We start from the raw sequence: 19,234 nt of genomic DNA on the forward strand, positions 1-19,234 counted from the left end.
GCGCTTCGGGATCGTGCTGTTTTTGAGGGTTAAAATAATTGAAACCCAAAGAGATAACCGATTTGGCGTCATCTACCAGCAAGCGCGGGTCGAGGCGTTTATCAAAGTGGTTTTCCATATAAGCCATCTCGCCGTGGAAACCTTGCTTCAACCAGTTTTCCAGGCGCGGCGCTTCTTCTTCCAAAAAACCGGCTTTCGCAATTCCGCAAAACAAAAAACCCAGCTTTTGGGCTTCGGCTTTGATTAATTGGCTGTACTTGAATGGATTGGATTGCATTATTAACGCAAAGATAAGTACATTGCAGGATGTTGACAGCAATTGTTTTATGCTATGTTCAGCCATTTTTAGTAAAAACAAACGACCAAATTTATGGTGCTAAAAGAAGCATTGCTTTTGGTTTTTTGCAATTTTCTTCAACAAAAAAATATTTTTAAAAAAACTTTTATTTGCTAATTTATTTAGTATTTTTGATTGTTCTAAATTTAGAAACCCTAACAATTATGCAAACATTTGATTTAGAATTGCGGGTCAAAACTTTCGGCTCGGTAATTACCTGGGAAATTTTTTTGGAAGATGTAACCGACAGAAATCGGCGGGTTAAAGATTGGTTACAAGCGGATGGTTTCCGTTACAAAAAACTTCCAAGTTATACCATTCAAGATGATGTTTTAACTGTTTTTGCAGGCAGCCAGGGCATTGTCGGCGGGACTTTGACTTGTGAAGTTTTGATTAACAATATTAGCCAGCCGGAAAAACTGATTTCAAAAGTGGAAGAAACAGAATATGCAAAAGTTAATTACCAGATTGGATGAAAAAATGGTACTTATTGTTTGCTGTTTTTATGCTGGTAAAAACAGTATCGGCACAAGTTTTATTGGAAGATAAAGAGGGCGACAAAATTGTAAACAACAACATTTTGGTCAATCCGCAAGTCAGCCGTTTGTCGTTGATCAAATTAAATACTGGCGACCAGTCGTTGGGCTTTAGTTATTTTACGTCGTCTGCCTTGCATGATCCGGCAAAATATGCGGTACAAGAGTTTGGGTTAAAAGCATCGCCAACGGCAGGTTACGCGGCCGTGTTCCGTAACGGACAATTTTCGCCTGGCATTAAAGCCAATTATGGTTTTACGCTGGTCAATCCGTTTAACCGTGCAACCACAAGTAAAACAGTTGACTGGCTGAGTGTTGATTTGGGCTACAATTACGATAAATATTTGTTGTACCAGCCAACATCAGCTTTTGCAGACCAGTTGTACAACAAAATTTCGCAAACGTATTTTGCAACGCTTAGTTATAATTTTTTGCTTAACAGCAAGTATATCATCAACCTAAAAACCGGCTACAGCAGGCGCAACAATTATGCGGATTTAAGTTCGGTGGAAGTGAAAGACATCACCACAATTAACAATGGAAACACACAAAGGCAAGTGCAAAGTTCGAGTACGGCCAGCCAGGGGAATTATGTAGAATATAATGCTTTCCCGCAAATTGTATCTTTTACAAGGGCAACGCAAACGGATGACCCAAGTTCGGAAAATGCAAGCAAGTTGAGGTTGGGCTATACTTTGTTTGTAAAAAACCAATTTTCATCTTACTTAAACAAAACCGATGCCGGCGTTATCTTTTTCCTAACCAAACAAGATAAAAGCGGTATCCGGAACCCGGTGCTTGGTTTTATCATTCAGGCCGTAAATTTGTTTGACACGCAGCATTTGGACAACGGCTTGCAAAACCGTATCCGCGTTGGTTTTACAACAAACTTTTCTTTGTGATAATACGTAACTTGAAACCAGCAGCCGTTATAATTCCAACCGTTCTAAAAAAAATAAAATTTTACTTTACAATCCGGTTTTTTTAGTTTAGTTTTATTTTATTGATAATCCGATAGTTAATCAAGCCACACCTGTTAATTTCAGCGCTATAGTATTTAACATTATCATCAAACCATTAATCAGCCAGCATCTATGGATACCCGTAAACATTCCATTTCGTATGCTTCTTTTATCACCAAAATTTATTATTGGTTAGTTTTCTATTTAAAAAGAAAAAGGGCTTTTAAGTATGTTTCGCTACTATCTGTAGTCCTGTTTTGCACTTTAACGCGTTATGTAGTGCTTTCTTTAGATAAAACCGAAGTAAGGCAAACCCAAGCAAAGCCGGGAAATTTTAAATTGTTAAAACTTCCGCTTGTACCGGCGAAAACCATTTTGAAAAGCGAAGCTGCGGCAATGAACCGAAAATACCGACACAAAATAAAACCTTTAAGCTTTAAAAATGCCAAAAGCAACAGTTTGTACATTTATGCTTTAAACTGATGTAAAATTAGATGAAACGCATTGTTACCTGCTCGGATGGGACTTGGAACAGGCCCAACGAAACCTACAAGGGAAAACGGGTAACCACCAATGTGCAAAAAATTTTTGAGGCAATTTGCAACAGCGACGACCGGCAGACCGCACAAATCAAGTTTTATGATGAAGGCATTGGTTCGGATGGTTCCTGGTTTTCGAGGCGGATGGACGGTGCCACCGGAAAAGGCATTGACGACAATATCCTGAGCGCTTACAAATTTATTTTATGGAACTACGAACCGAACGATGAACTTTATTTGTTTGGTTTTAGCCGGGGCGCCTATACCGCAAGAAGTTTGGCCGGGTTGATCCGTAATTGTGGCATCCTTAAAAACAATGATTTATCACTGATAAAAGAAGCATACCGCATTTACCGCGACCGTAATTTTGTTACCGACCCGAACGGGGAAGAGGCGATGGCTTTTAAGCAAAAATACAGTTACTACAACATGCGCATCAAATTTATCGGTGTTTGGGACACGGTTGGCGCGCTCGGGATCCCATCGCGCTGGTTCCAGTGGTACAACAATAAAAAATACCAGTTTCATGATACCAAGCTCAGCAGCATCACAGAATACGCTTATCAGGCATTGGCCATTGATGAAAAACGGAGCAATTTTACGCCAACTTTATGGGAAAAAAGCGATAAAGTAATGCGCGGCGAAGTGCAGCAGGTGATGGAACAGGTTTGGTTTCCGGGCGTGCATTCCAACATTGGCGGCGGTTACCCGGATGCAGGTTTGAGCGACCTTGCCTTAAATTGGATGGTAAACAAAGCAAAAGCCGCAGGTTTGGGTTTTGAGAAAAAGTATTTGGACGAGCATTTGAAACCCGATGCAGCGGGAACTTTGTACAATTCCAAAGTCTTTCCCTTTAATTTACTGCCGGATTATCTTCGCCCGGTTTGTAAAAACCCTTTGGCAAACGAATTGGTGAACGGGGCCGCTTTTGAAAGAATGAAAACTGTGCCCGATTATCACCCCGGAAATTTAGCAGGATTGGCTTCACAACAAAGTGTTGCTTAAAAAAATACCGGTAAAAGAAGCATTACCGCAGGCCCTAAATTTACAGGCATAAAAGAAGCATTATAAATTATTACGATAGAAATTGAAACAGGTATTTTTCCCTGCAAAATTCATTTTGGCAACCAGTCGTTCTTTCGTTTGCTGGTGCGTTGAAGATTAACATTATCCCAATCAAGTCAAAAATAAACTTCTTATATTTAAGGATTATAAACCAGGCCAGCCTAACCTGCTACAATTATTGCAACACTATTGGTTTGTTAGCGTAGAAGCAACGGTATGAATATCAAAGCCTAAGATGTCTAATTTGCATTTCCGCCCTTATATTTTAACTGTTGCAGCCACCTGGCACTATCCTGTTGCCGGTATTATTTTTATGCTGGCAGTTGTGCTTTTCGGTTATCTAAAATTCAAAAAAATATACAAAAAGCAAGCAATTGCAGAAGCCAATGAAAAGGCAAGCGAAGCAAAACTGAAGGAAAACGAAAAACTTTTGCAGGCTGTAATAGATAATTGTCCGATAAATATTTTTTTAAAAGATACCAACTCACGCTATACGCTGGTGAACAAGAATTTAACCCAAGCATTAAAATTAGAATATAAAGACTTTATAGGCAAAACACAAATGGAGGCATTCGGGCATCTCCATGCGGAATTTGTTTTAGAAAGCGAAGACGAAGTGCTGAAAGAAGGCAAGGTACAGGAATCAAAACAATGGTTGAACGTTGACGGCGAAAGCCGGTGTTTTTTAACAACTAAATTTCCTTTGTTTACCAGGCAGGGCACCATTTTTGGCCTCGGCGGGATTGCTACAGATATTACCGAACAAAATAAGTATGAGGTTGAATTGCTGAAGGCACGCGAAACCTCCGAAGCTGCCAAAAATTCGCAGCAACTTTTTTTGGCCAACATGAGCCATGAGATTAGGACGCCAATGAACGGTATTATCGGTATGTCAAACCTGCTTGAGGCCACACCACTGAACGAAGATCAAAAAGATTATGTAAACGTGATTAAGCAGTCGTCAAACATATTGATGCTGCTGATCAACGATATCCTGGACGTTTCTAAAATGCAGGCCGGGATGCTGAGGCTGGAAAAAATACCTTTCGAGGTAAGGGAATCTGTAAAACACATTTACCTCAGCTACAAACCTTTGGCCGATGAAATGGGCATTTATTTAAATTGCCATGTGGATCCTTTAATCCCCGAATATTTATTGGGCGATCCATTGCGCTTAAACCAGATCATTTCTAACCTGGTAAACAATGCCATTAAATTTACTGTCCAGGGCGGCGTAAGTGTTGATGTCGGCGCTGTTGAAACCGAAAGCGGTTCATTTGAACTTAAAATTGTAGTGGCCGATACCGGAATTGGCATTCCACCGGATAAAACGCAAGCTGTTTTTAAAAGTTTTACCCAAAGCAGCATCAGTACAACCAGAAAATACGGCGGTACAGGCTTGGGCTTGGCAATCGTAAAAGAACTGGTAGAACTGCAAAACGGCACAATAAATTTAATTACCAAGCTAAATGTGGGCAGCACTTTTACGGTGGTAATCCCGTTTGAAAAAGCGGTTGCAGAGAAAAACCAGTTGCGGCAAAGCATGCAGCTACAAAAATTTTCTTCCTTGAAAAATAAAAAAGTTTTGGTGGTAGAAGATAACCTGATTAACCAAAAAGTGGCGCGCCAGATTTTGTTGAACGCTGATTTAGGCGTAGTTGACATTGCCGACAACGGCTTTATTGCTTTGGAAATGCTACAAAAAGCGGCTTACGATGCTGTTTTAATGGACTTGCAAATGCCGGAAATTGACGGTTTAGAAACCAGTCGGCGCATTCGAAACGAACTAAAACTAACGCTGCCCATTATTGCCCTTACCGCTTCCGTTTTGACAGAAAACCAGGAAATTTGTTTTAATGCCGGCATGAACGATTACATCACCAAGCCATTCTTGCCATCAGAACTGCTGCACAAACTTTCCGTTTTGCTGCAATAAACAGTTATTTTTTATGGCAATGCTTCTTTTACCGGTATAAATTCATGGAAAATCTTGCAAACAATAATTAAGCATTTTCTTTATAACTTGTAATTAGAACAACCAAAATATGGCAACAAACAACCTTAGCAACAGCGGCGAAGAACTTCCGTTAAGCACAACCGGAGAACCGACAGACCAATTAGCACCGGAAGAAGATGACGATTTTGAAGATGACGATGAAATGGACGACGAGGATGATACGGATTTGAATTCTGACCTATCGGATTTTGACAACGAGCCGATGGACGACGACGAAGACCTGGACGAAGATGAAGTAAAGCGCTTGTTTCCGGGAGAAGACACGTACAGCGGGGATAACGAAGACGACGACGAACCTTATGAAGGCATCCGCCACGGTGATGAAGAGGACGAAGGTTTGGTTGACGATAACATGAGTGGCATGCCGGTAATCCCATCGCCGTCATAATTCTTTTTTAAAAAGATAAAGTAGTGAAGCAGGTTTAAAAACAATCTGCTTTTTTTGTGCCATAAAAACAGCAGGGGCAGGTTTATCCAAACCAGAAACAAAACGCTTTTGAACCTAAAAGCTTACCTTTGTGTTTTAGTTTTTACAGATGATTTTAAGATAATTATGGTCAGGTTTAATAGGTTTACACTTTCTAATGGTTTAAAAGTGCTGGTTCATGAGGATAAAACAACACCGATGGCCGTAGTTAATGTTTTATACGATGTTGGCGCAAGAGATGAAAACCCCGAACAAACAGGTTTTGCACATTTGTTTGAACATCTGATGTTTGGCGGTTCTGAAAATATCCCGGCTTACGATGAACCGCTGCAACGCGTGGGCGGCGAGAACAATGCTTTCACCAGCAACGATATCACCAATTATTACATCACGCTTCCGGCTGTCAATATCGAAACTGCTTTTTGGCTGGAAAGCGACCGGATGCTCAACCTGGCTTTCAGCGAAAAAAGTTTGGAAGTGCAGCGCAACGTGGTTTCCGAAGAGTTTAAACAACGCTATTTAAACCAGCCTTACGGCGATGTTTGGCTAAAACTGCGGCCTTTGGTTTACAAAAAGCACCCGTACCAATGGGCAACCATCGGCAAAGAACTTTCGCACATTGAAAACGCAAAAATTGAAGATGTAAAAGCGTTTTTCAAAAAACACTACAACCCGCAAAACGCCATTTTGGTTGTAGGCGGAGATGTGGATACGGCACAGGTTAAGGCTTTGGCAGAAAAATGGTTTGAACCGATCCCGCCAGGCGAAAAATACCACCGAAACTTGCCGCAGGAACCCGAACAAACCGAAGCACGGAGCGAAACGGTTACGGCAAAAGTGCCGCTAAACAGTTTGTACATCGCCTTTCATGCGCCGGGAAGAACGGAAGCGGCAAGTTACCCAACGGAATTGCTGGTAGACATTCTTTCGCGTGGCAATTCTTCCCGTTTGTACCGCACGTTGCTGAAAGAGAAACAATTGTTCAGCGATATCAACGCTTATTTATCAGGCAGTTTAGATACCGCAGTGCTGGTGGTTGAAGGAAAACCGCTCGAAAACATCAGCATAGAACAGGCAGAAGCAGCGGTTTGGGAAGAACTGGAAAAGTTTAAAAGCGAACTGGTGCCCGAAGAAGAGCTGACGAAGGTGAAGAACAAAACCGAATCAACCATGGTTTTTACAGAAATGTCTTTGCTGGAAAAAGCCATGAACCTGGCCTACTTTGAGCTGATGGGCGATGCCGAAAACCTGAACCACGAAACCGGAAAGTACTTGGCCGTAACGGCAAAAGACATCCGGGAACAAGCCCAAAAAATGTTCCGCAAAGAAAACTCATCAACCTTGATTTATTTGGCAGAAGAAGTTGCCGAAAACGTAAGTGCCTGATTTTTTACCGATAAAAGAAGTATGTTAGATAGAACTGTTGCGCCTGATTTTCATGCAGTTGAAGAATTGGCTTTGATCGAGCCGCAGAAAATTGTGTTGGAAAACGGCTGTAAAATATTTTCGTTCCACTCAGACGAGCAGGATTTGGTGCGAATAGAATGGATTTTTAATAACCTGTGCTTTCATCCCCAAAAACCGCTTTTAAACGTTACGGTAAACACCTTGCTTACCGAAGGGACGAAAACCCGGACTACGGCACAAATTTCGGCCGAAATTGATTTTTACGGAGCTTTTTTGCAGGTAGAACACAGTGCAGATCAATCGCAGGTTACGCTTTATACCCTGAACAAACACCTGAAAGCCGTTTTGCCGGTGTTGAAAGATATTTTGACCGGTTCGGTTTTTCCGGAAAAAGAACTGCAAACATATATCCGCAACCAGCAGCAAAAGTTGCAGGTGCATTTGCAAAAAAACGATGTTATCTGCAGGCGGAATTTTAATAAAGCTTTGTACAATGGCACCATTTACGGTTATACAGCGGAGTTGGAAGATTATGGCCAGATCAAGCTGGAAGATTTGCGGCTGCATTTTGAGCAGCAGTACCAGCCAGCCAATTGTACGATTGTGGTGGCCGGTAAAGCGGATGAAAACATCATTGGCCTGATTTCGGATACTTTTGACGATTGGCAAAATACGATTACGGCCGATTTTATGCAGCCTGAATTAGACAAAGTACCAGGCGAATTACTTTTTATCGAAAAACCAGAGGCTTTGCAATCAGCTATTCGTTTGGGCACGGCTACCATCAACCGCAAACATCCTGATTTTCCTGGCTTACAAGTTTTGAACACGGTTTTGGGCGGTTATTTTGGTTCGAGGCTGATGAACAATATCCGCGAAGACAAAGGTTATACGTATGGTATCGGCTCGGCAGTTGCTTCCTACAAAAACACCGGAACGTTTTTTATTGCCACCGAAGTTGGGGCCGAAGTTTGCAAAGTGGCCGTACAGGAAATCGAGAAAGAAATTAACCTGTTAAAAACAGTATTGATTGGGCAAGATGAACTTTCTTTGGTCAGAAATTTTATGATGGGTGCCTTGCTGGGCAGCCTGGAAAATATTTTCTCTCACGCTGATAAGTTCAAAAATGTTTATTTCTCCGGTTTGGATTATGGATATTATAATCTTTATACCAAAACCGTTCAAGGTATTACTTCAGAAAAATTGCAGGTTTTGGCCAATGCGTATTTGGATTTTGAAGATTTTGTAAAAGTGATTGTGGGGAAATATTGATTTAAGTTGAAGCAGGAATGCTTCTTTTACCCCTATTTTTTTGGTGTCAATCGCGCCACAAATACGGAAACAAAACAAGCGAAGTAGCCACAACAATAATATTGATGGCGGCCAGTACGATTATATCGTGCATGCTTGCGCTTCTTTCGATGCCGTCCATCGCGTTTTTCGAAAATCGAACCAAAATCAAAATTACCGGGATGATGATTGGAAAACACAAAATCGCCATCAGCGTTCCGTTGTTCCCAGCTTTAGAAGCAATGGCCGAAAGCATCGTAAAAACCATCGAAAAGCTAATGCTTCCGCTTAAAACAGATAGAAAATAATACAACGGATCGCCTAAAGTATTTTTAAAGAACAGCAGGTAAACCAAAAGTGCCAGCGTGCTTAAAAGCATCATCAGCAAGCAATTGTAAATAATTTTTGCCAGGATGATGGCTTTTGCACTTGCTATCGTGTAATAATAAAGCAACCGGCTGCTGCTTTCCTGCATAAAACTTTTGGCAATTGCATTTACCGAAGCAAACAGCAAAATGATCCAGAACAAAACATTCCAAACGATTGGATACCCGGCACTTCCCACAAAACCCGGCGACAAGTTAAAAGCGATGTAACACACAAAAACGGTAGAAACCACGTAAAGCAACACGCCATTGAACGCGTATTTCGATCGCCATTCCAGCAAAACTTCTTTCTTCAGCAAAAATTTTACTTGGTTGAATAAATCCATCGGCAGCAAATATAACCAAGGCAAACGGCTTTAAATTATTTTTATATTTGAAGATGCACGCACATTACCGCTCGCCAATTGGAATTGTTCAAGTTGAAGAAACAGAAGGCAAAATCTGTGCAATCTCTGTTTTGGATGAAGAAACGGAGATAGTTGAACCGCAAACCGAAGTTTTAGAATCAGCAATTTTGCAGTTGCACGAATATTTTGCCGGTAAAAGAAGCCTATTTGATTTTCCGCATCACCAAACCGGAACGCCTTTTCAGCAACAGGTTTGGCAGCAATTGGGCAAGGTTGAATTCGGGAAAACGCAAAGTTATTTGCAGATGGCGAACGCGTTTGGAAATCCGCTGGCCATTCGCGCTATTGCTTTGGCCAACGGCAAAAATAAATTGTGGATTGTGGTTCCCTGCCATCGCATTATTGGTAAAAACGGTGAGTTAACAGGTTACGCCGGTGGTTTGTGGCGAAAAAAATGGCTGCTGCAGCATGAAGCAAAAATGGTTGGCAAAGCACAAACAGAATTAATTTTTTAATTGCTAAAAAACAGGCGATAAAAGAAGTATTTCTTTCTGCTTAAAACTTAAACTTGATTAGCTGTTTTTATAAGAAGTAACTACAACCAAAAACATGAATCAATATTTAATAAACGCATTAGATTTTACAGATGAAAACGCGTTGGAAAGAAGGATGCAAGCCCGGCCGGCGCATTTGGAAAGCGTAAAAGAAGCCAAAAACAAAGGCCATTATTTAATTGGAGGTGCTTTGTTAAACGATCATGGGCAGATGATCGGTTCGGCCATGATCGTTCAGTTTGAAACACCGGAAGCTTTGCAGGAATGGCTCAACAATAACCCCTACATTAAAGGTGAAGTTTGGGACCGGATCGAAATTAAACCTTTTAAAGTTGCTGAAATTTAGGTGATAAAAGAAGCATTCCCTCAGCAAAAATTATTTTCTTGCTGAGTGAATGCTTTTTGATTTTCTTGATCCAAGTAAAGCCAGGATTGGGCCGAAAAACAGTAAATACCAGCCCCAGCGGTAATGGATAAAGCCAGCTAACGTTTGCGAAAGTTTTGGAAATGGAATAAAACTAAACGATGTTTTTACTTTCATCAAAGCAGCAATATATACAAGTACAACTAAAGCAAGTGAAATCAAAGCTGCAAATTTAGCCAGCCGTTTGTTTTGCATAATTGTTCCAACCAAACCAATTATTGAAATTACCAAAACTACAATTGCAAAAGGCTGATTTAAATCGAACAAATTCCATTTTACCAAACCTAACGGACTAATCAGCGGACTAAATATTCCGGCAATCAGCATAATAAATCCGGCAAAAGTTACAAAGGTTCGTGGTGACATGATACTGCTTTTATTATTGTTTTATTTCCATTTTATCGGCAAAGTGGGCGCAATAATCGCGTAAGTCTTCCACAATTGCTTTTTCGCCGGTTGCACGCAAAAAGCTGTCGCCCATGGTTTGCAGCATTTCGTAAAAGAAGCGTTTCATTTCATCCACCGGCATTTCCTTCGTCCACAAATCAATTTTCAATGTGTTTTTATACTGATGGTCCCAAAGCGATAAATTAAAAGCCGTTACCGCCAATGCTTCTTTAGATTGCGAATCGGTAGATTCCCAGGTAATTTTTTCAGGCACATTTTGGTCGTCCAGTTCTATCATTAATTTTATTTCTGCTTTTTTCATTGGGTAGGAGGTTTGGGGTGAGAGGGGATCAGCTATCAGCTATCAGCATTCAGCCATCACGATTTGCATTTGGTTTTATTTATTAACCATTAACCATGAACCATTAACTATCAACTTACTAATAAGTAAATGACGATGGACAAAGTGATAAAGCTAAGTTCGATGAGCCATATTTTTTTGGTTTCGGGGAAAAAGTTCCGGAAGATGATATCGAGAAACGAAACGGCTACGGCAAAAAGTAAAAACATCCAACTGATGGCACTACCAAAATGTTCGTATTGTCCGCCAGAAATTTTTGCGCCGTTAATCCAAATGTCAACAGCCAGCACAATAAATGCGGCCGTTGCCAGGTTGAGCGGTGTAATCCTGAATTTCATGCTACAAAAGAACTATTTATTCCGCAATTTTTTGCCTCGCAAAGCTTTGGGCGATTTAAACTTGCGGTCATCTTTTTTCTTCGGCAGGTTACTTTTTTGGTTAGACAATTTTTTTTCGTGGAACGCGCCTTTAAACTCCGGATCCTCTTTGCGCATCTGCAAATCAATTTCCTTGTTCTGTTCCTGGCGTTCGTCGTAACCGGTTTCTTCTACAAAAACACCTTCGGGAATGGGCAGGATTTCCAGTTTTTGCCGGATCAGCTTCTCAATTTTCTGCAAATAATATTCTTCCTGCGGCGCGCAAAAAGTAATGGCTTCACCGGATTGCAAAGCGCGGCCGGTCCGACCAATCCGGTGCACATAATCTTCAATCACAACCGGCACGTCAAAATTGATCACATGGCTCACCGCGCTTACATCTATCCCGCGCGAAGCAACATCGGTAGCCACCAATATTTTTACTTCATCGTTTTTAAAGGAATTGATGGAGTTGATACGCGTGTTTTGCCCTTTGTTGGCGTGCAAAACTTTAACCTGCTGCTGCCCGAATTTACGTTCCAAAAACTTGTAAACATCTTCAGCGGATTGGCGCGTTTTGCAAAACACAATCAGTTTCGTGATGCTTTCCGGTTCGTCTAACAGCTTGCGCAACAGGTTGATTTTGGTTTTCATGTTCGGCACAAAGTATAACTTTTGGGTTACGGTTTGTGCCGGCGTTGCTTGTGGCGTAACTTCGATTACGGTTGGAAATTCGAGAAAATTGCCTGCTAAAAGATGCACTTTATCGCTCATAGTTGCCGAGAAAAGCAAGTTTTGCCTTTTGCGCGGAACGACTTCGAGGATACGGTTGATCTGCGGCATAAAACCCATGTCCATCATTTTGTCGGCTTCATCCAACACCAAAACCTGCAATGTTTTGGTAACAATGTGGCCGGCAATATAAATATCCAAAAACCTTCCGGGCGAAGCAACGATGATATCCACACCTTTTTGGATTTGCTCGATCTGTGTTTTCGGGCCTAAACCGCCGTATAAAACCACGGTCCGTAAATCGGTATTTGCAGCAAAAGTTTTGATGTTTTCTTCAATTTGCATCGCCAGTTCTCGTGTTGGGGCAATGATCAAAGCACGCGGATCGTTGCCTTGTGCGTATTTCAGTTTCATTAACAAAGGCAAAACATAAGCCGCTGTTTTGCCGGTCCCGGTTTGGGCAATCCCCATCACATCTTGTCCGTTTAAAATTGGCGGAATTGCTTTTTGCTGGATCGGGGTAGGTTCGGTGTAACCTGCATCGGCAATGGCATTTAAAATTTGCCGGTTAAAATTAAAGTCCTCAAAAGTTACAGGCATGCTGCAAAGATAGGGTTTTGTTTTTAGGAGCGGGGAGCGGAAAAGTTTGAGGAGCGGAAAGGATTGAGTTTAGAGATTTTTAGTTGATAAAAGCAGTATGTTTAATTTTCAATTTAACGCAAATACGATGAATTATTTTATTATTAAATCTTTTATGATTGTATATAAATCAGCTACTAATACAGGTGACTTAATAATTTTATCATGCCCTGTATTATCATAACATTTACTTTTAATAGTTGAATGACCTTCCAAAAACTCCTTAATATAGCTAAATGGAGAAATTTGATCATTGCGATCATATATTACCAAATGGTTAAGCTCTTCGTCAGAATTATATAAATCGCCAAGAGTAAAATACGATGCAGAAACTCCAAACTTATTTCTAAAGTTATTTAAAAAATCTTCTTTTGCTGTTTGTGATATTCCAACTACATCCATAGTAGCTTCAAAGTTTTCCTTTAGCTTTATAAGGGGCGTAATACTGATAAGTAATGATGGAGCCAATTTCATTTCAGTTAAAGCGATAATATTAGCCATTGCACCCAATGAATGACCAATGATAATATTTGGATCACCAAATTTTTGTACAATAACTTCAATCGCTTGAGTATAAAGCAATAAGTTTGATAATTCTCCCTCGGAACTACCATTTCCTGGAGCATCAAATGCTATTATTTCTACTTCGTCAATCTGTCTGAGTTTTGAAATAAGTTCGCTAAAATCCATAGCTTTTGAACCCCAACCATGTGTAACTAATAGCTTTATTGGCCCGTTTCCCCATTTGAATCCATTAAATTTTATATTTTTATTAGCGAAATGTCTGTCAAATACTGTTAAACTGAATCTTTTCGAATCTTCTATTAATTGTTCTTGATGCCATCTAATTGGCATTTTCGGTGGGTAACATATTAATTGCCAAACAAGTTCTTGAAAATTGTCGGAAGTGTGTGATTGATGGGTCTTGATTTCGGTTATAATTTGCTTTAGCTTTTTCATAAATTAATAAGCATATATAGCATTAGTAACAGGACAAAAATGTATTGATCGAATCGAAGGATTTGAGAATTTAGCAGTAACATTCACCTGTTGCTCCAATACTTTCAAATAAAAGTTAAAGGAATGCAGTTCTTCAGCAAGATTTAAAATTACGAGAAACAAGTAAAGTCTTCAAAAGTTACGGACATGCGGCAAAGATAGGGTTTTGTTTTTGGGAGCGGGGATGGAGAAGAGCGGGGGACGGAAATGTTAAAGAAAAAGCTTCAGGAATTTATGCCGATAAAAGAAGTATTACAAATCAATCAGAGAGAATGATAGCCGTATATTTTTAGTCGATAAAAGAAGTATTCATCATATTTACAGAATTACATTTTAAGCTTATGTTGTTTTAACAACTTCCAAACATAACTATTAAAGCTGGTGCGGTTTACACCCGTAATCTTTTCCAATGTACTGAAATAATTGGCATCTCCATTTTCTCTTTTACCACAAGCTAATAAAGCCATCACAGCATCAAAGCCTTTTTCTTTTTCTATATTTTCTACAATGAGCGCGTTAATTGCATAAGGAACTTTTAAAGGCTTGTCTCCATTGGTGTAATTTTCAAAAGATATGTATAAAGCTTCCCAGTTAGCGTTGGGATGAGCAGTTGCATAAGTTATAAAACTTGTTAAAACTTGTATCCATGTTAATCCCCAGCTACCACCATATAAATAAGCACAACCTTCATCAACCGGGCGGTTAATCACCTCACTATTCATAACTGTTCGCAAACGCTCATGCCATAAATCATGCGGATCAAAGCTGTATTTATTGGATGTCCAACCATTCAATACTAAATTGATATTATTTTCATGAGCAGTTAAGTTGTCGTTTTTTCTGCCATTGTAATCCAGTTTATAATCTACGCCAATAAGCTGTAGCACTTCCGGCAAATTATCACAATAGTAAAACTCGGTTGGGTAAACAGGAGCTTTTAATTTGCGATCATATAAGTTCAATGTTTTTTGATATTCTTTAACATCAGTTATGTTAAGCGTATCTTTAAAATGATAAGTAGTACGATTGATGGTTTTTGATTTCCAAGCCCTTGTATTTTGTTTTAAGGGAGAATAAAAGTAAAACTTGTTGTCTTCTTTCTTGGCCAGTAATTTAAAACCTGCTCTAAAAACCGGGTTACCCTCAGTTATGCCTATGTAACAAAGCTGGACAAGAAAATTATCATCCTCTAATTGAACAACATTATCGAGGTAAAATTTATAAAAATCTTTATCTTTTAGTTTTACATTTTGCGACATTTCCTTCATTTCATCCATCAATGTGGAAGTTTCTAATAATTCTCTTTTTAAAATAAACTCATTTTTGCTAGCTGGCTGTTCCATCTGAACCAGTAAACCATTTAATGAATTAATTAACTGTTCTTTTATCAGAGAATCTTTTGGAAAGTTAATTCCATTTGGAACAACCACTGCTTGTCCACATGAAGTTAGCGCAAGACCAGTTAGCAGGATTGCTGCTACCAGTATTAATAACTTGTTCTGCATAAAATAAATGTATGAAGCTATCCCAAAACCTATCTCCCAAACTCCTTATCAAAACTAATATAACCCGGATAATTGAAAGCATGGCCGCCCAAATCAATCGTTGGCCTGATTTTGAAAGTTACCACAGATTTTGGGGTTGTTGTTGAGCCAGACAAATTTGAAATCAAATCACCAAAAGCCTGGCTGGTTTGCTGGTCGGCAATCAGTTTATATACATTACCAAAAACATGGACGGGAACAATAATTTGTCCGCCGCCTGCCGGAACAACTACTTTCCGGTTTACAAAGCCGTTAAAAACTTCATTGTTCCGCAGTAAAATCTTGTATTCAAACTGGTCAATCGCAGCCGTTTGTCCGGTTTCATTCGTGATCCTAATGGCAACGTTTGCGTTTAAAGGAATGTTATGGCTGATCAAACCCATTGCCAAACGCGGCAAACTCGTCAAGTTAACCGCCTGCCCATTTTCAGAACGGTTGATGCTGACGCCTGCCAGATTCATGCTATCTACAGAAACCAAATCGAAATGGCATTTGCCCAGTGCTTTGGCTTGTTCAACCTGTTTGTTGATGCCGCATCGGCTTAACGAAAATATAAGGGGTAAAAACAGTATCAGGGCTAGTTTTTTCATGCTTCTTTTATGGGGTAAAAATAGGTAACAGTTTTGGGGCGATGTTTTGTTTGAGTAGTTGAAGGGAAAGTTGGTTTAAACCCAACAGAATTTTCTTTTTGTAGCCAAATTCGTCGTCCTGCTTTTATCTTTGAAGCATGGCTTCCATCCTCATCAAATCCGCAACCATTGTAAACGAAGGTAAACAATACGTTTCCGATATTTTGTTGAAAAACGGTTTTATCGAGAAAATTGCTCCTTCCATTGATACGGTTGTAGGTCAGGAAATCAACGCTCAAGGTTTGCATTTGCTGCCCGGTTGCATTGATGACCAGGTGCATTTCCGCGAACCTGGCCTGACATACAAAGGTGATCTGGCTTCCGAATCCGCGGCTGCGGTTGCCGGCGGCATCACTTCTTTTATGGAAATGCCCAACACGGTTCCGAATACGTTGACGCAGGAATTATTGGAAAATAAATATCAGTTGGCCGTACAAAAATCATTGGCCAACTACTCTTTTTACATGGGTATTTCTAATGATAATTTGGAGGAAGTTTTAAAAACAGACCAGCAAAATGTGTGCGGCGTAAAAGTTTTTATGGGGTCATCAACCGGAAACATGCTGGTTGACAACCCGAAAACGCTGGAAAGATTGTTTGCAGAATCGCCCATGTTAATTGCTGCGCATTGTGAGGACGAAGCGACGATTAAAAGCAACCTCAATCATTACAAACAATTGTTGGGCGAAAATATCCCGGTTCGGCTTCACCCCAAAATCAGAAGTACGGAGGCTTGTTATTTGTCTTCCTTGATGGCGGTTGAATTGGCAAAGAAAAACGGAACACGTTTGCATGTGCTGCATATTTCGACGGCAAAAGAAGTATCGTTATTTAAATCGGAGCTTCCTTTAGCAGATAAAAAAGTTACTGCCGAAGCTTGTGTGCATCATCTTTGGTTTTCAGACGAGGATTATGAAGCGAAAGGAAATCTCATCAAATGGAACCCGGCCATCAAAACAACGACAGACCGAAACGCGATTTTGCAAGCTGTTTTAGACGGACATATTGATGTAATTGCAACCGACCACGCGCCCCACACATCCGAAGAAAAAGTAAAACCTTATCTCGATGCGCCTTCCGGCGGGCCTTTGGTACAACATGCTTTGCCTGCACTTTTAGAAATGGTGCATCAAAAGAAGCTTTCGTTGGAACAGGTTGTTGAGAAAACAGCCCATAACCCGGCCATTTGTTTTCAGGTTGAAAAAAGAGGTTTTGTCCGGGAAGGCTTTTGGGCAGATTTGGTTTTGGTTGATTTGAACTCGCCTTGGAAAGTTTCTAAAAAAAACATTTTGTATAAATGCGGCTGGAGCCCTTTTGAAGGGCAGACTTTTCAATCAAAAATTACACATACTATTGTTTCCGGAAATTTGGTTTGGGCAGATGGGAAACTGCAAAGTGAACGGACGGGCAAACGGTTGAGTTTTGAAAGATAGCAACCGTACTGTCATTCCGACGATAGGAGGAATCTTCTTCAAAGCTGTTCAATATTTGAAACTTGAAGAAGATCCTCCCTACGGTCGGGATGACAATACTTCTTTTATCGCCTAAAAATCAGAAGTATTAATTACAAATTTGATAATTTACAATTACAAGTTAACTTAGCAATAAATAATTTTTTATGGCAATTACGGCTTTTAAACCTACCAACGAAGCTTTGGCTTTTATGACACTGTATAAAGCAATGACGGCTAAAGTAAAAGAAGAAGTAAAAAAATGATTGTTGATGAACCAGAAGCAGAAGAAAAATCAAGCTTTACTGCTATGTCTTTGCAAACGCGGGATTTAGAAGAGGACGGTTTAGCGGAAAACCAATTATGGGAAAGGTTTTATCAGCAGAACAAATAAAGAAAATACTTCTTTTACCGGCATAAAATCAATGGGTTCTCCAACACGTTTAAATAGGTTGAAAATAACCCGAACTATGAAAAGTTCATGCTTCTTTTATCCACCTAAAATTACTGCTGCTGCTGTTGCTGTTGCTGCCATTCCAAATATTGCCGGTAAGAATTTTTAGCTTCTGTGTTTGTGTTGTCAAAGTTTTGGTTGTTAAAAGGTACAAAAACCGGAACCGGCTCGCTTTGCTTCACCTGCTTGTTTTCGTTATCGTAAGAAACCGTAACCGAAACCTCCAATTGGTGCTGCGAATTTCCTTTGTAAGTGCCTTTTACGGGGCTGCAATCCGAAAAATTACGGCCGACTGCCAGGCGCACATGCTTATCATCCACCAAAATATTATTGGTTGGATCCAAGCCTTGCCAGCCAAAATACGGAATGTATGCTTCCACCCAAGCGTGTGTGGCACCTTCGCCGCGCATACCGTTTTTGTTGGGGCAAATATACCCGCTCACATATCTTGCAGGAATTCCGGCCAAACGGGTCATCACCAGCAATAAATGCGCAAAATCCTGGCACACGCCTGATTTTAATTCCCAGGCTTCGTCAATCGTGGTTTCTACGGTGGTTACGCCTGCTTTGTATTCAAAGTTGGTATAAATAAAATTGCTTAACGCTTTTGCCAATTGAAGCGGCGTTTGTTCGCGCGCTTTTTCCTGGTTGATCACCTGCACAACTTCAAGCTGGCTTTTAAACGGTTGCGGCAGCAAAAAATTGATGTAAGGCACCTGGTATTTCAACTGGTTTAAAACTTCCCATTGTTCTAAAGCCGGAGCCGAATCTTCGGGCATGTTATGGCTGTGCGTGATCACTTCTATCTCCGAATCAATAATTAAAGCTGAATGTACGCCCGGATTAGTAAACGTGCCGACCTTGTTATCGTAATAATCGCGGTAAGTTTCTACCAATGGGTCGTCCGTAATCTTTAAATGCTGGCTGAGGACTTGCTGTTGCTCATCTTCAATCGGGTATAGCATAATTTGGTTGGCGCTATCGTTAATTGGCTCTTGGTACAAGTAACGGGTGATATGGGTGATGTTGAATTTTGGCATTTGTAGTTTTGATAATACGGATAGAAATTTGAAAAGCAGGGTTTTTAAAAATTAATCGTACGCAAAATAATAGTGGTTAAAAGCAGTACCAATTTCTAACAATCCGTTTTTGATGTCTTGCAAGTAGTTTTGTAAACCTTCTGCTTCCAACGTTTGGATGTCGGAAAACTGCACGCGGCTTTTTAATTTCCCGATTAAAAACTTTAATCTTTTAAAACTTTCCAATTGATGGTCAATCTCTAATTTTTCAAACGAACGCTGCAAACGCACAATTGAATAAAGGATAGAACGCGGAAAGTTTTCGTTCCAGATAATCTGGTCAATAATGTTTCGCGGTTCCAAAGTAGAACG

Annotated in this window: 23 protein-coding genes; 12 read left to right on the forward strand and 11 right to left on the reverse strand. The window is 40.2% G+C overall.

Annotated features, from left to right (window positions below):
• Positions 1-277 (reverse strand): QueG-associated DUF1730 domain-containing protein (locus Q0192_RS03530; RefSeq protein ID WP_366518132.1); only part of this gene is annotated, 277 nt, incomplete at its 3' end.
• A gap of 224 nt (positions 278-501) precedes the next feature.
• Between Q0192_RS03530 and Q0192_RS03535 the strand changes: the two genes are divergently transcribed.
• The 8 genes from Q0192_RS03535 to Q0192_RS03570 all read left to right on the forward strand — a co-directional run bounded on the left by Q0192_RS03535 (position 502) and on the right by Q0192_RS03570 (position 8,562).
• The gene (locus Q0192_RS03535; protein WP_299286160.1) at positions 502-813 is read left to right on the forward strand and encodes a hypothetical protein; all 312 of its coding nucleotides are present in this window, start codon (positions 502-504) and stop codon (positions 811-813) included.
• Positions 810-1,775, forward strand: a complete 966-nt coding sequence (locus Q0192_RS03540) for a hypothetical protein (RefSeq protein ID WP_299286163.1) — start codon at positions 810-812, stop codon at positions 1,773-1,775. Before Q0192_RS03535 ends, Q0192_RS03540 begins: the two co-directional genes overlap by 4 nt.
• A gap of 192 nt (positions 1,776-1,967) precedes the next feature.
• Complete coding sequence (locus tag Q0192_RS03545) at positions 1,968-2,318, forward strand: hypothetical protein (protein WP_299286166.1); 351 nt, start codon at positions 1,968-1,970, stop codon at positions 2,316-2,318.
• 11 nt (positions 2,319-2,329) lie between these two features.
• Entirely contained in the window at positions 2,330-3,379 is a 1,050-nt protein-coding gene (locus Q0192_RS03550) for a DUF2235 domain-containing protein (protein ID WP_299286169.1), read from the forward strand.
• A 295-nt stretch (positions 3,380-3,674) separates the two neighbouring features.
• Positions 3,675-5,375 (forward strand): PAS domain-containing sensor histidine kinase, encoded by a 1,701-nt coding sequence (locus Q0192_RS03555; protein ID WP_299286172.1) that lies wholly within the window; start codon positions 3,675-3,677, stop codon positions 5,373-5,375.
• 109 nt (positions 5,376-5,484) lie between these two features.
• Positions 5,485-5,844: a hypothetical protein gene (locus Q0192_RS03560; protein WP_299286175.1), complete on the forward strand. Its 360-nt coding sequence runs from the start codon at positions 5,485-5,487 to the stop codon at positions 5,842-5,844.
• 165 nt (positions 5,845-6,009) lie between these two features.
• Complete coding sequence (locus tag Q0192_RS03565) at positions 6,010-7,269, forward strand: pitrilysin family protein (protein ID WP_299286177.1); 1,260 nt, start codon at positions 6,010-6,012, stop codon at positions 7,267-7,269.
• Positions 7,270-7,290: 21 nt separating this feature from the next.
• Entirely contained in the window at positions 7,291-8,562 is a 1,272-nt protein-coding gene (locus tag Q0192_RS03570; RefSeq protein ID WP_299286180.1) for a pitrilysin family protein, read from the forward strand.
• A gap of 46 nt (positions 8,563-8,608) precedes the next feature.
• On the opposite strand, the gene Q0192_RS03575 is transcribed toward Q0192_RS03570, so the two are convergent.
• Positions 8,609-9,292: a heme exporter protein CcmB gene (locus Q0192_RS03575; protein WP_299286218.1), complete on the reverse strand. Its 684-nt coding sequence runs from the start codon at positions 9,290-9,292 to the stop codon at positions 8,609-8,611.
• 53 nt (positions 9,293-9,345) lie between these two features.
• Here Q0192_RS03575 and Q0192_RS03580 point away from each other — a divergent pair, with 53 nt between their 5' ends.
• Positions 9,346-9,828: a methylated-DNA--[protein]-cysteine S-methyltransferase gene (locus tag Q0192_RS03580; RefSeq protein WP_299286183.1), complete on the forward strand. Its 483-nt coding sequence runs from the start codon at positions 9,346-9,348 to the stop codon at positions 9,826-9,828.
• Positions 9,829-9,922: 94 nt separating this feature from the next.
• Positions 9,923-10,213, forward strand: coding sequence for a YciI family protein (locus Q0192_RS03585; RefSeq protein WP_299286186.1), 291 nt, complete (start codon positions 9,923-9,925; stop codon positions 10,211-10,213).
• A 30-nt stretch (positions 10,214-10,243) separates the two neighbouring features.
• Here the strand turns inward: Q0192_RS03585 and Q0192_RS03590 are convergent, their stop codons facing one another.
• The 7 genes from Q0192_RS03590 to Q0192_RS03620 all read right to left on the reverse strand — a co-directional run bounded on the left by Q0192_RS03590 (position 10,244) and on the right by Q0192_RS03620 (position 15,899).
• Positions 10,244-10,657 (reverse strand): hypothetical protein, encoded by a 414-nt coding sequence (locus Q0192_RS03590; protein WP_299286189.1) that lies wholly within the window; start codon positions 10,655-10,657, stop codon positions 10,244-10,246.
• Between the two features lie 13 nt (positions 10,658-10,670).
• The gene (gene gldC, locus Q0192_RS03595; RefSeq protein WP_299286192.1) at positions 10,671-11,000 is read right to left on the reverse strand and encodes a gliding motility protein GldC; all 330 of its coding nucleotides are present in this window, start codon (positions 10,998-11,000) and stop codon (positions 10,671-10,673) included.
• A 110-nt stretch (positions 11,001-11,110) separates the two neighbouring features.
• The gene (locus Q0192_RS03600) at positions 11,111-11,377 is read right to left on the reverse strand and encodes a hypothetical protein (RefSeq protein WP_299286194.1); all 267 of its coding nucleotides are present in this window, start codon (positions 11,375-11,377) and stop codon (positions 11,111-11,113) included.
• Between the two features lie 12 nt (positions 11,378-11,389).
• Positions 11,390-12,727 (reverse strand): DEAD/DEAH box helicase, encoded by a 1,338-nt coding sequence (locus Q0192_RS03605; RefSeq protein ID WP_299286197.1) that lies wholly within the window; start codon positions 12,725-12,727, stop codon positions 11,390-11,392.
• Between the two features lie 132 nt (positions 12,728-12,859).
• Positions 12,860-13,726 carry an alpha/beta hydrolase gene (locus Q0192_RS03610; protein ID WP_299286199.1) on the reverse strand — a complete coding sequence of 289 codons (867 nt, stop codon included), beginning with the start codon at positions 13,724-13,726 and terminating at the stop codon, positions 12,860-12,862.
• Between the two features lie 365 nt (positions 13,727-14,091).
• Positions 14,092-15,270, reverse strand: a complete 1,179-nt coding sequence (locus tag Q0192_RS03615; protein ID WP_299286202.1) for a hypothetical protein — start codon at positions 15,268-15,270, stop codon at positions 14,092-14,094.
• Between the two features lie 29 nt (positions 15,271-15,299).
• Positions 15,300-15,899 (reverse strand): hypothetical protein, encoded by a 600-nt coding sequence (locus Q0192_RS03620; RefSeq protein ID WP_299286205.1) that lies wholly within the window; start codon positions 15,897-15,899, stop codon positions 15,300-15,302.
• Positions 15,900-16,036: 137 nt separating this feature from the next.
• On the opposite strand from Q0192_RS03620, the gene Q0192_RS03625 reads away from it, so the two are divergent.
• Positions 16,037-17,371, forward strand: coding sequence for a dihydroorotase (locus tag Q0192_RS03625; protein WP_299286208.1), 1,335 nt, complete (start codon positions 16,037-16,039; stop codon positions 17,369-17,371).
• A 280-nt stretch (positions 17,372-17,651) separates the two neighbouring features.
• A complete protein-coding gene (locus tag Q0192_RS03630; RefSeq protein WP_299286210.1) occupies positions 17,652-17,783 on the forward strand; it encodes a hypothetical protein in 132 nt (43 codons plus the stop codon).
• Positions 17,784-17,893: 110 nt separating this feature from the next.
• On the opposite strand, the gene Q0192_RS03635 is transcribed toward Q0192_RS03630, so the two are convergent.
• A complete protein-coding gene (locus Q0192_RS03635) occupies positions 17,894-18,883 on the reverse strand; it encodes a transglutaminase family protein (RefSeq protein ID WP_299286213.1) in 990 nt (329 codons plus the stop codon).
• Positions 18,884-18,934: 51 nt separating this feature from the next.
• On the reverse strand, positions 18,935-19,234 hold a 300-nt coding region (locus tag Q0192_RS03640; RefSeq protein WP_299286216.1), incomplete at its 5' end, for an alpha-E domain-containing protein.

It is taken from the genome of uncultured Mucilaginibacter sp., from assembly GCF_937859865.1.
GTDB lineage: Bacteria > Bacteroidota > Bacteroidia > Sphingobacteriales > Sphingobacteriaceae > Mucilaginibacter_A.

Coding starts and splice junctions, on each gene's coding strand:
- Q0192_RS03555 (WP_299286172.1), top strand. CDS start 3,675: ATGTCTAATTTGCATTTCCGCCCTTATATTTTAACTGTTGCAGCCACC.
- Q0192_RS03575 (WP_299286218.1), bottom strand. CDS start 9,292: ATGGATTTATTCAACCAAGTAAAATTTTTGCTGAAGAAAGAAGTTTTG.
- Q0192_RS03600 (WP_299286194.1), bottom strand. CDS start 11,377: ATGAAATTCAGGATTACACCGCTCAACCTGGCAACGGCCGCATTTATT.
- Q0192_RS03560 (WP_299286175.1), top strand. CDS start 5,485: ATGGCAACAAACAACCTTAGCAACAGCGGCGAAGAACTTCCGTTAAGC.
- Q0192_RS03620 (WP_299286205.1), bottom strand. CDS start 15,899: ATGAAAAAACTAGCCCTGATACTGTTTTTACCCCTTATATTTTCGTTA.
- Q0192_RS03590 (WP_299286189.1), bottom strand. CDS start 10,657: ATGTCACCACGAACCTTTGTAACTTTTGCCGGATTTATTATGCTGATT.
- Q0192_RS03630 (WP_299286210.1), top strand. CDS start 17,652: ATGATTGTTGATGAACCAGAAGCAGAAGAAAAATCAAGCTTTACTGCT.
- gldC (WP_299286192.1), bottom strand. CDS start 11,000: ATGAAAAAAGCAGAAATAAAATTAATGATAGAACTGGACGACCAAAAT.
- Q0192_RS03585 (WP_299286186.1), top strand. CDS start 9,923: ATGAATCAATATTTAATAAACGCATTAGATTTTACAGATGAAAACGCG.
- Q0192_RS03610 (WP_299286199.1), bottom strand. CDS start 13,726: ATGAAAAAGCTAAAGCAAATTATAACCGAAATCAAGACCCATCAATCA.
- Q0192_RS03545 (WP_299286166.1), top strand. CDS start 1,968: ATGGATACCCGTAAACATTCCATTTCGTATGCTTCTTTTATCACCAAA.
- Q0192_RS03605 (WP_299286197.1), bottom strand. CDS start 12,727: ATGCCTGTAACTTTTGAGGACTTTAATTTTAACCGGCAAATTTTAAAT.
- Q0192_RS03570 (WP_299286180.1), top strand. CDS start 7,291: ATGTTAGATAGAACTGTTGCGCCTGATTTTCATGCAGTTGAAGAATTG.
- Q0192_RS03580 (WP_299286183.1), top strand. CDS start 9,346: ATGCACGCACATTACCGCTCGCCAATTGGAATTGTTCAAGTTGAAGAA.
- Q0192_RS03565 (WP_299286177.1), top strand. CDS start 6,010: ATGGTCAGGTTTAATAGGTTTACACTTTCTAATGGTTTAAAAGTGCTG.
- Q0192_RS03615 (WP_299286202.1), bottom strand. CDS start 15,270: ATGCAGAACAAGTTATTAATACTGGTAGCAGCAATCCTGCTAACTGGT.
- Q0192_RS03535 (WP_299286160.1), top strand. CDS start 502: ATGCAAACATTTGATTTAGAATTGCGGGTCAAAACTTTCGGCTCGGTA.
- Q0192_RS03550 (WP_299286169.1), top strand. CDS start 2,330: ATGAAACGCATTGTTACCTGCTCGGATGGGACTTGGAACAGGCCCAAC.
- Q0192_RS03625 (WP_299286208.1), top strand. CDS start 16,037: ATGGCTTCCATCCTCATCAAATCCGCAACCATTGTAAACGAAGGTAAA.
- Q0192_RS03540 (WP_299286163.1), top strand. CDS start 810: ATGAAAAAATGGTACTTATTGTTTGCTGTTTTTATGCTGGTAAAAACA.
- Q0192_RS03635 (WP_299286213.1), bottom strand. CDS start 18,883: ATGCCAAAATTCAACATCACCCATATCACCCGTTACTTGTACCAAGAG.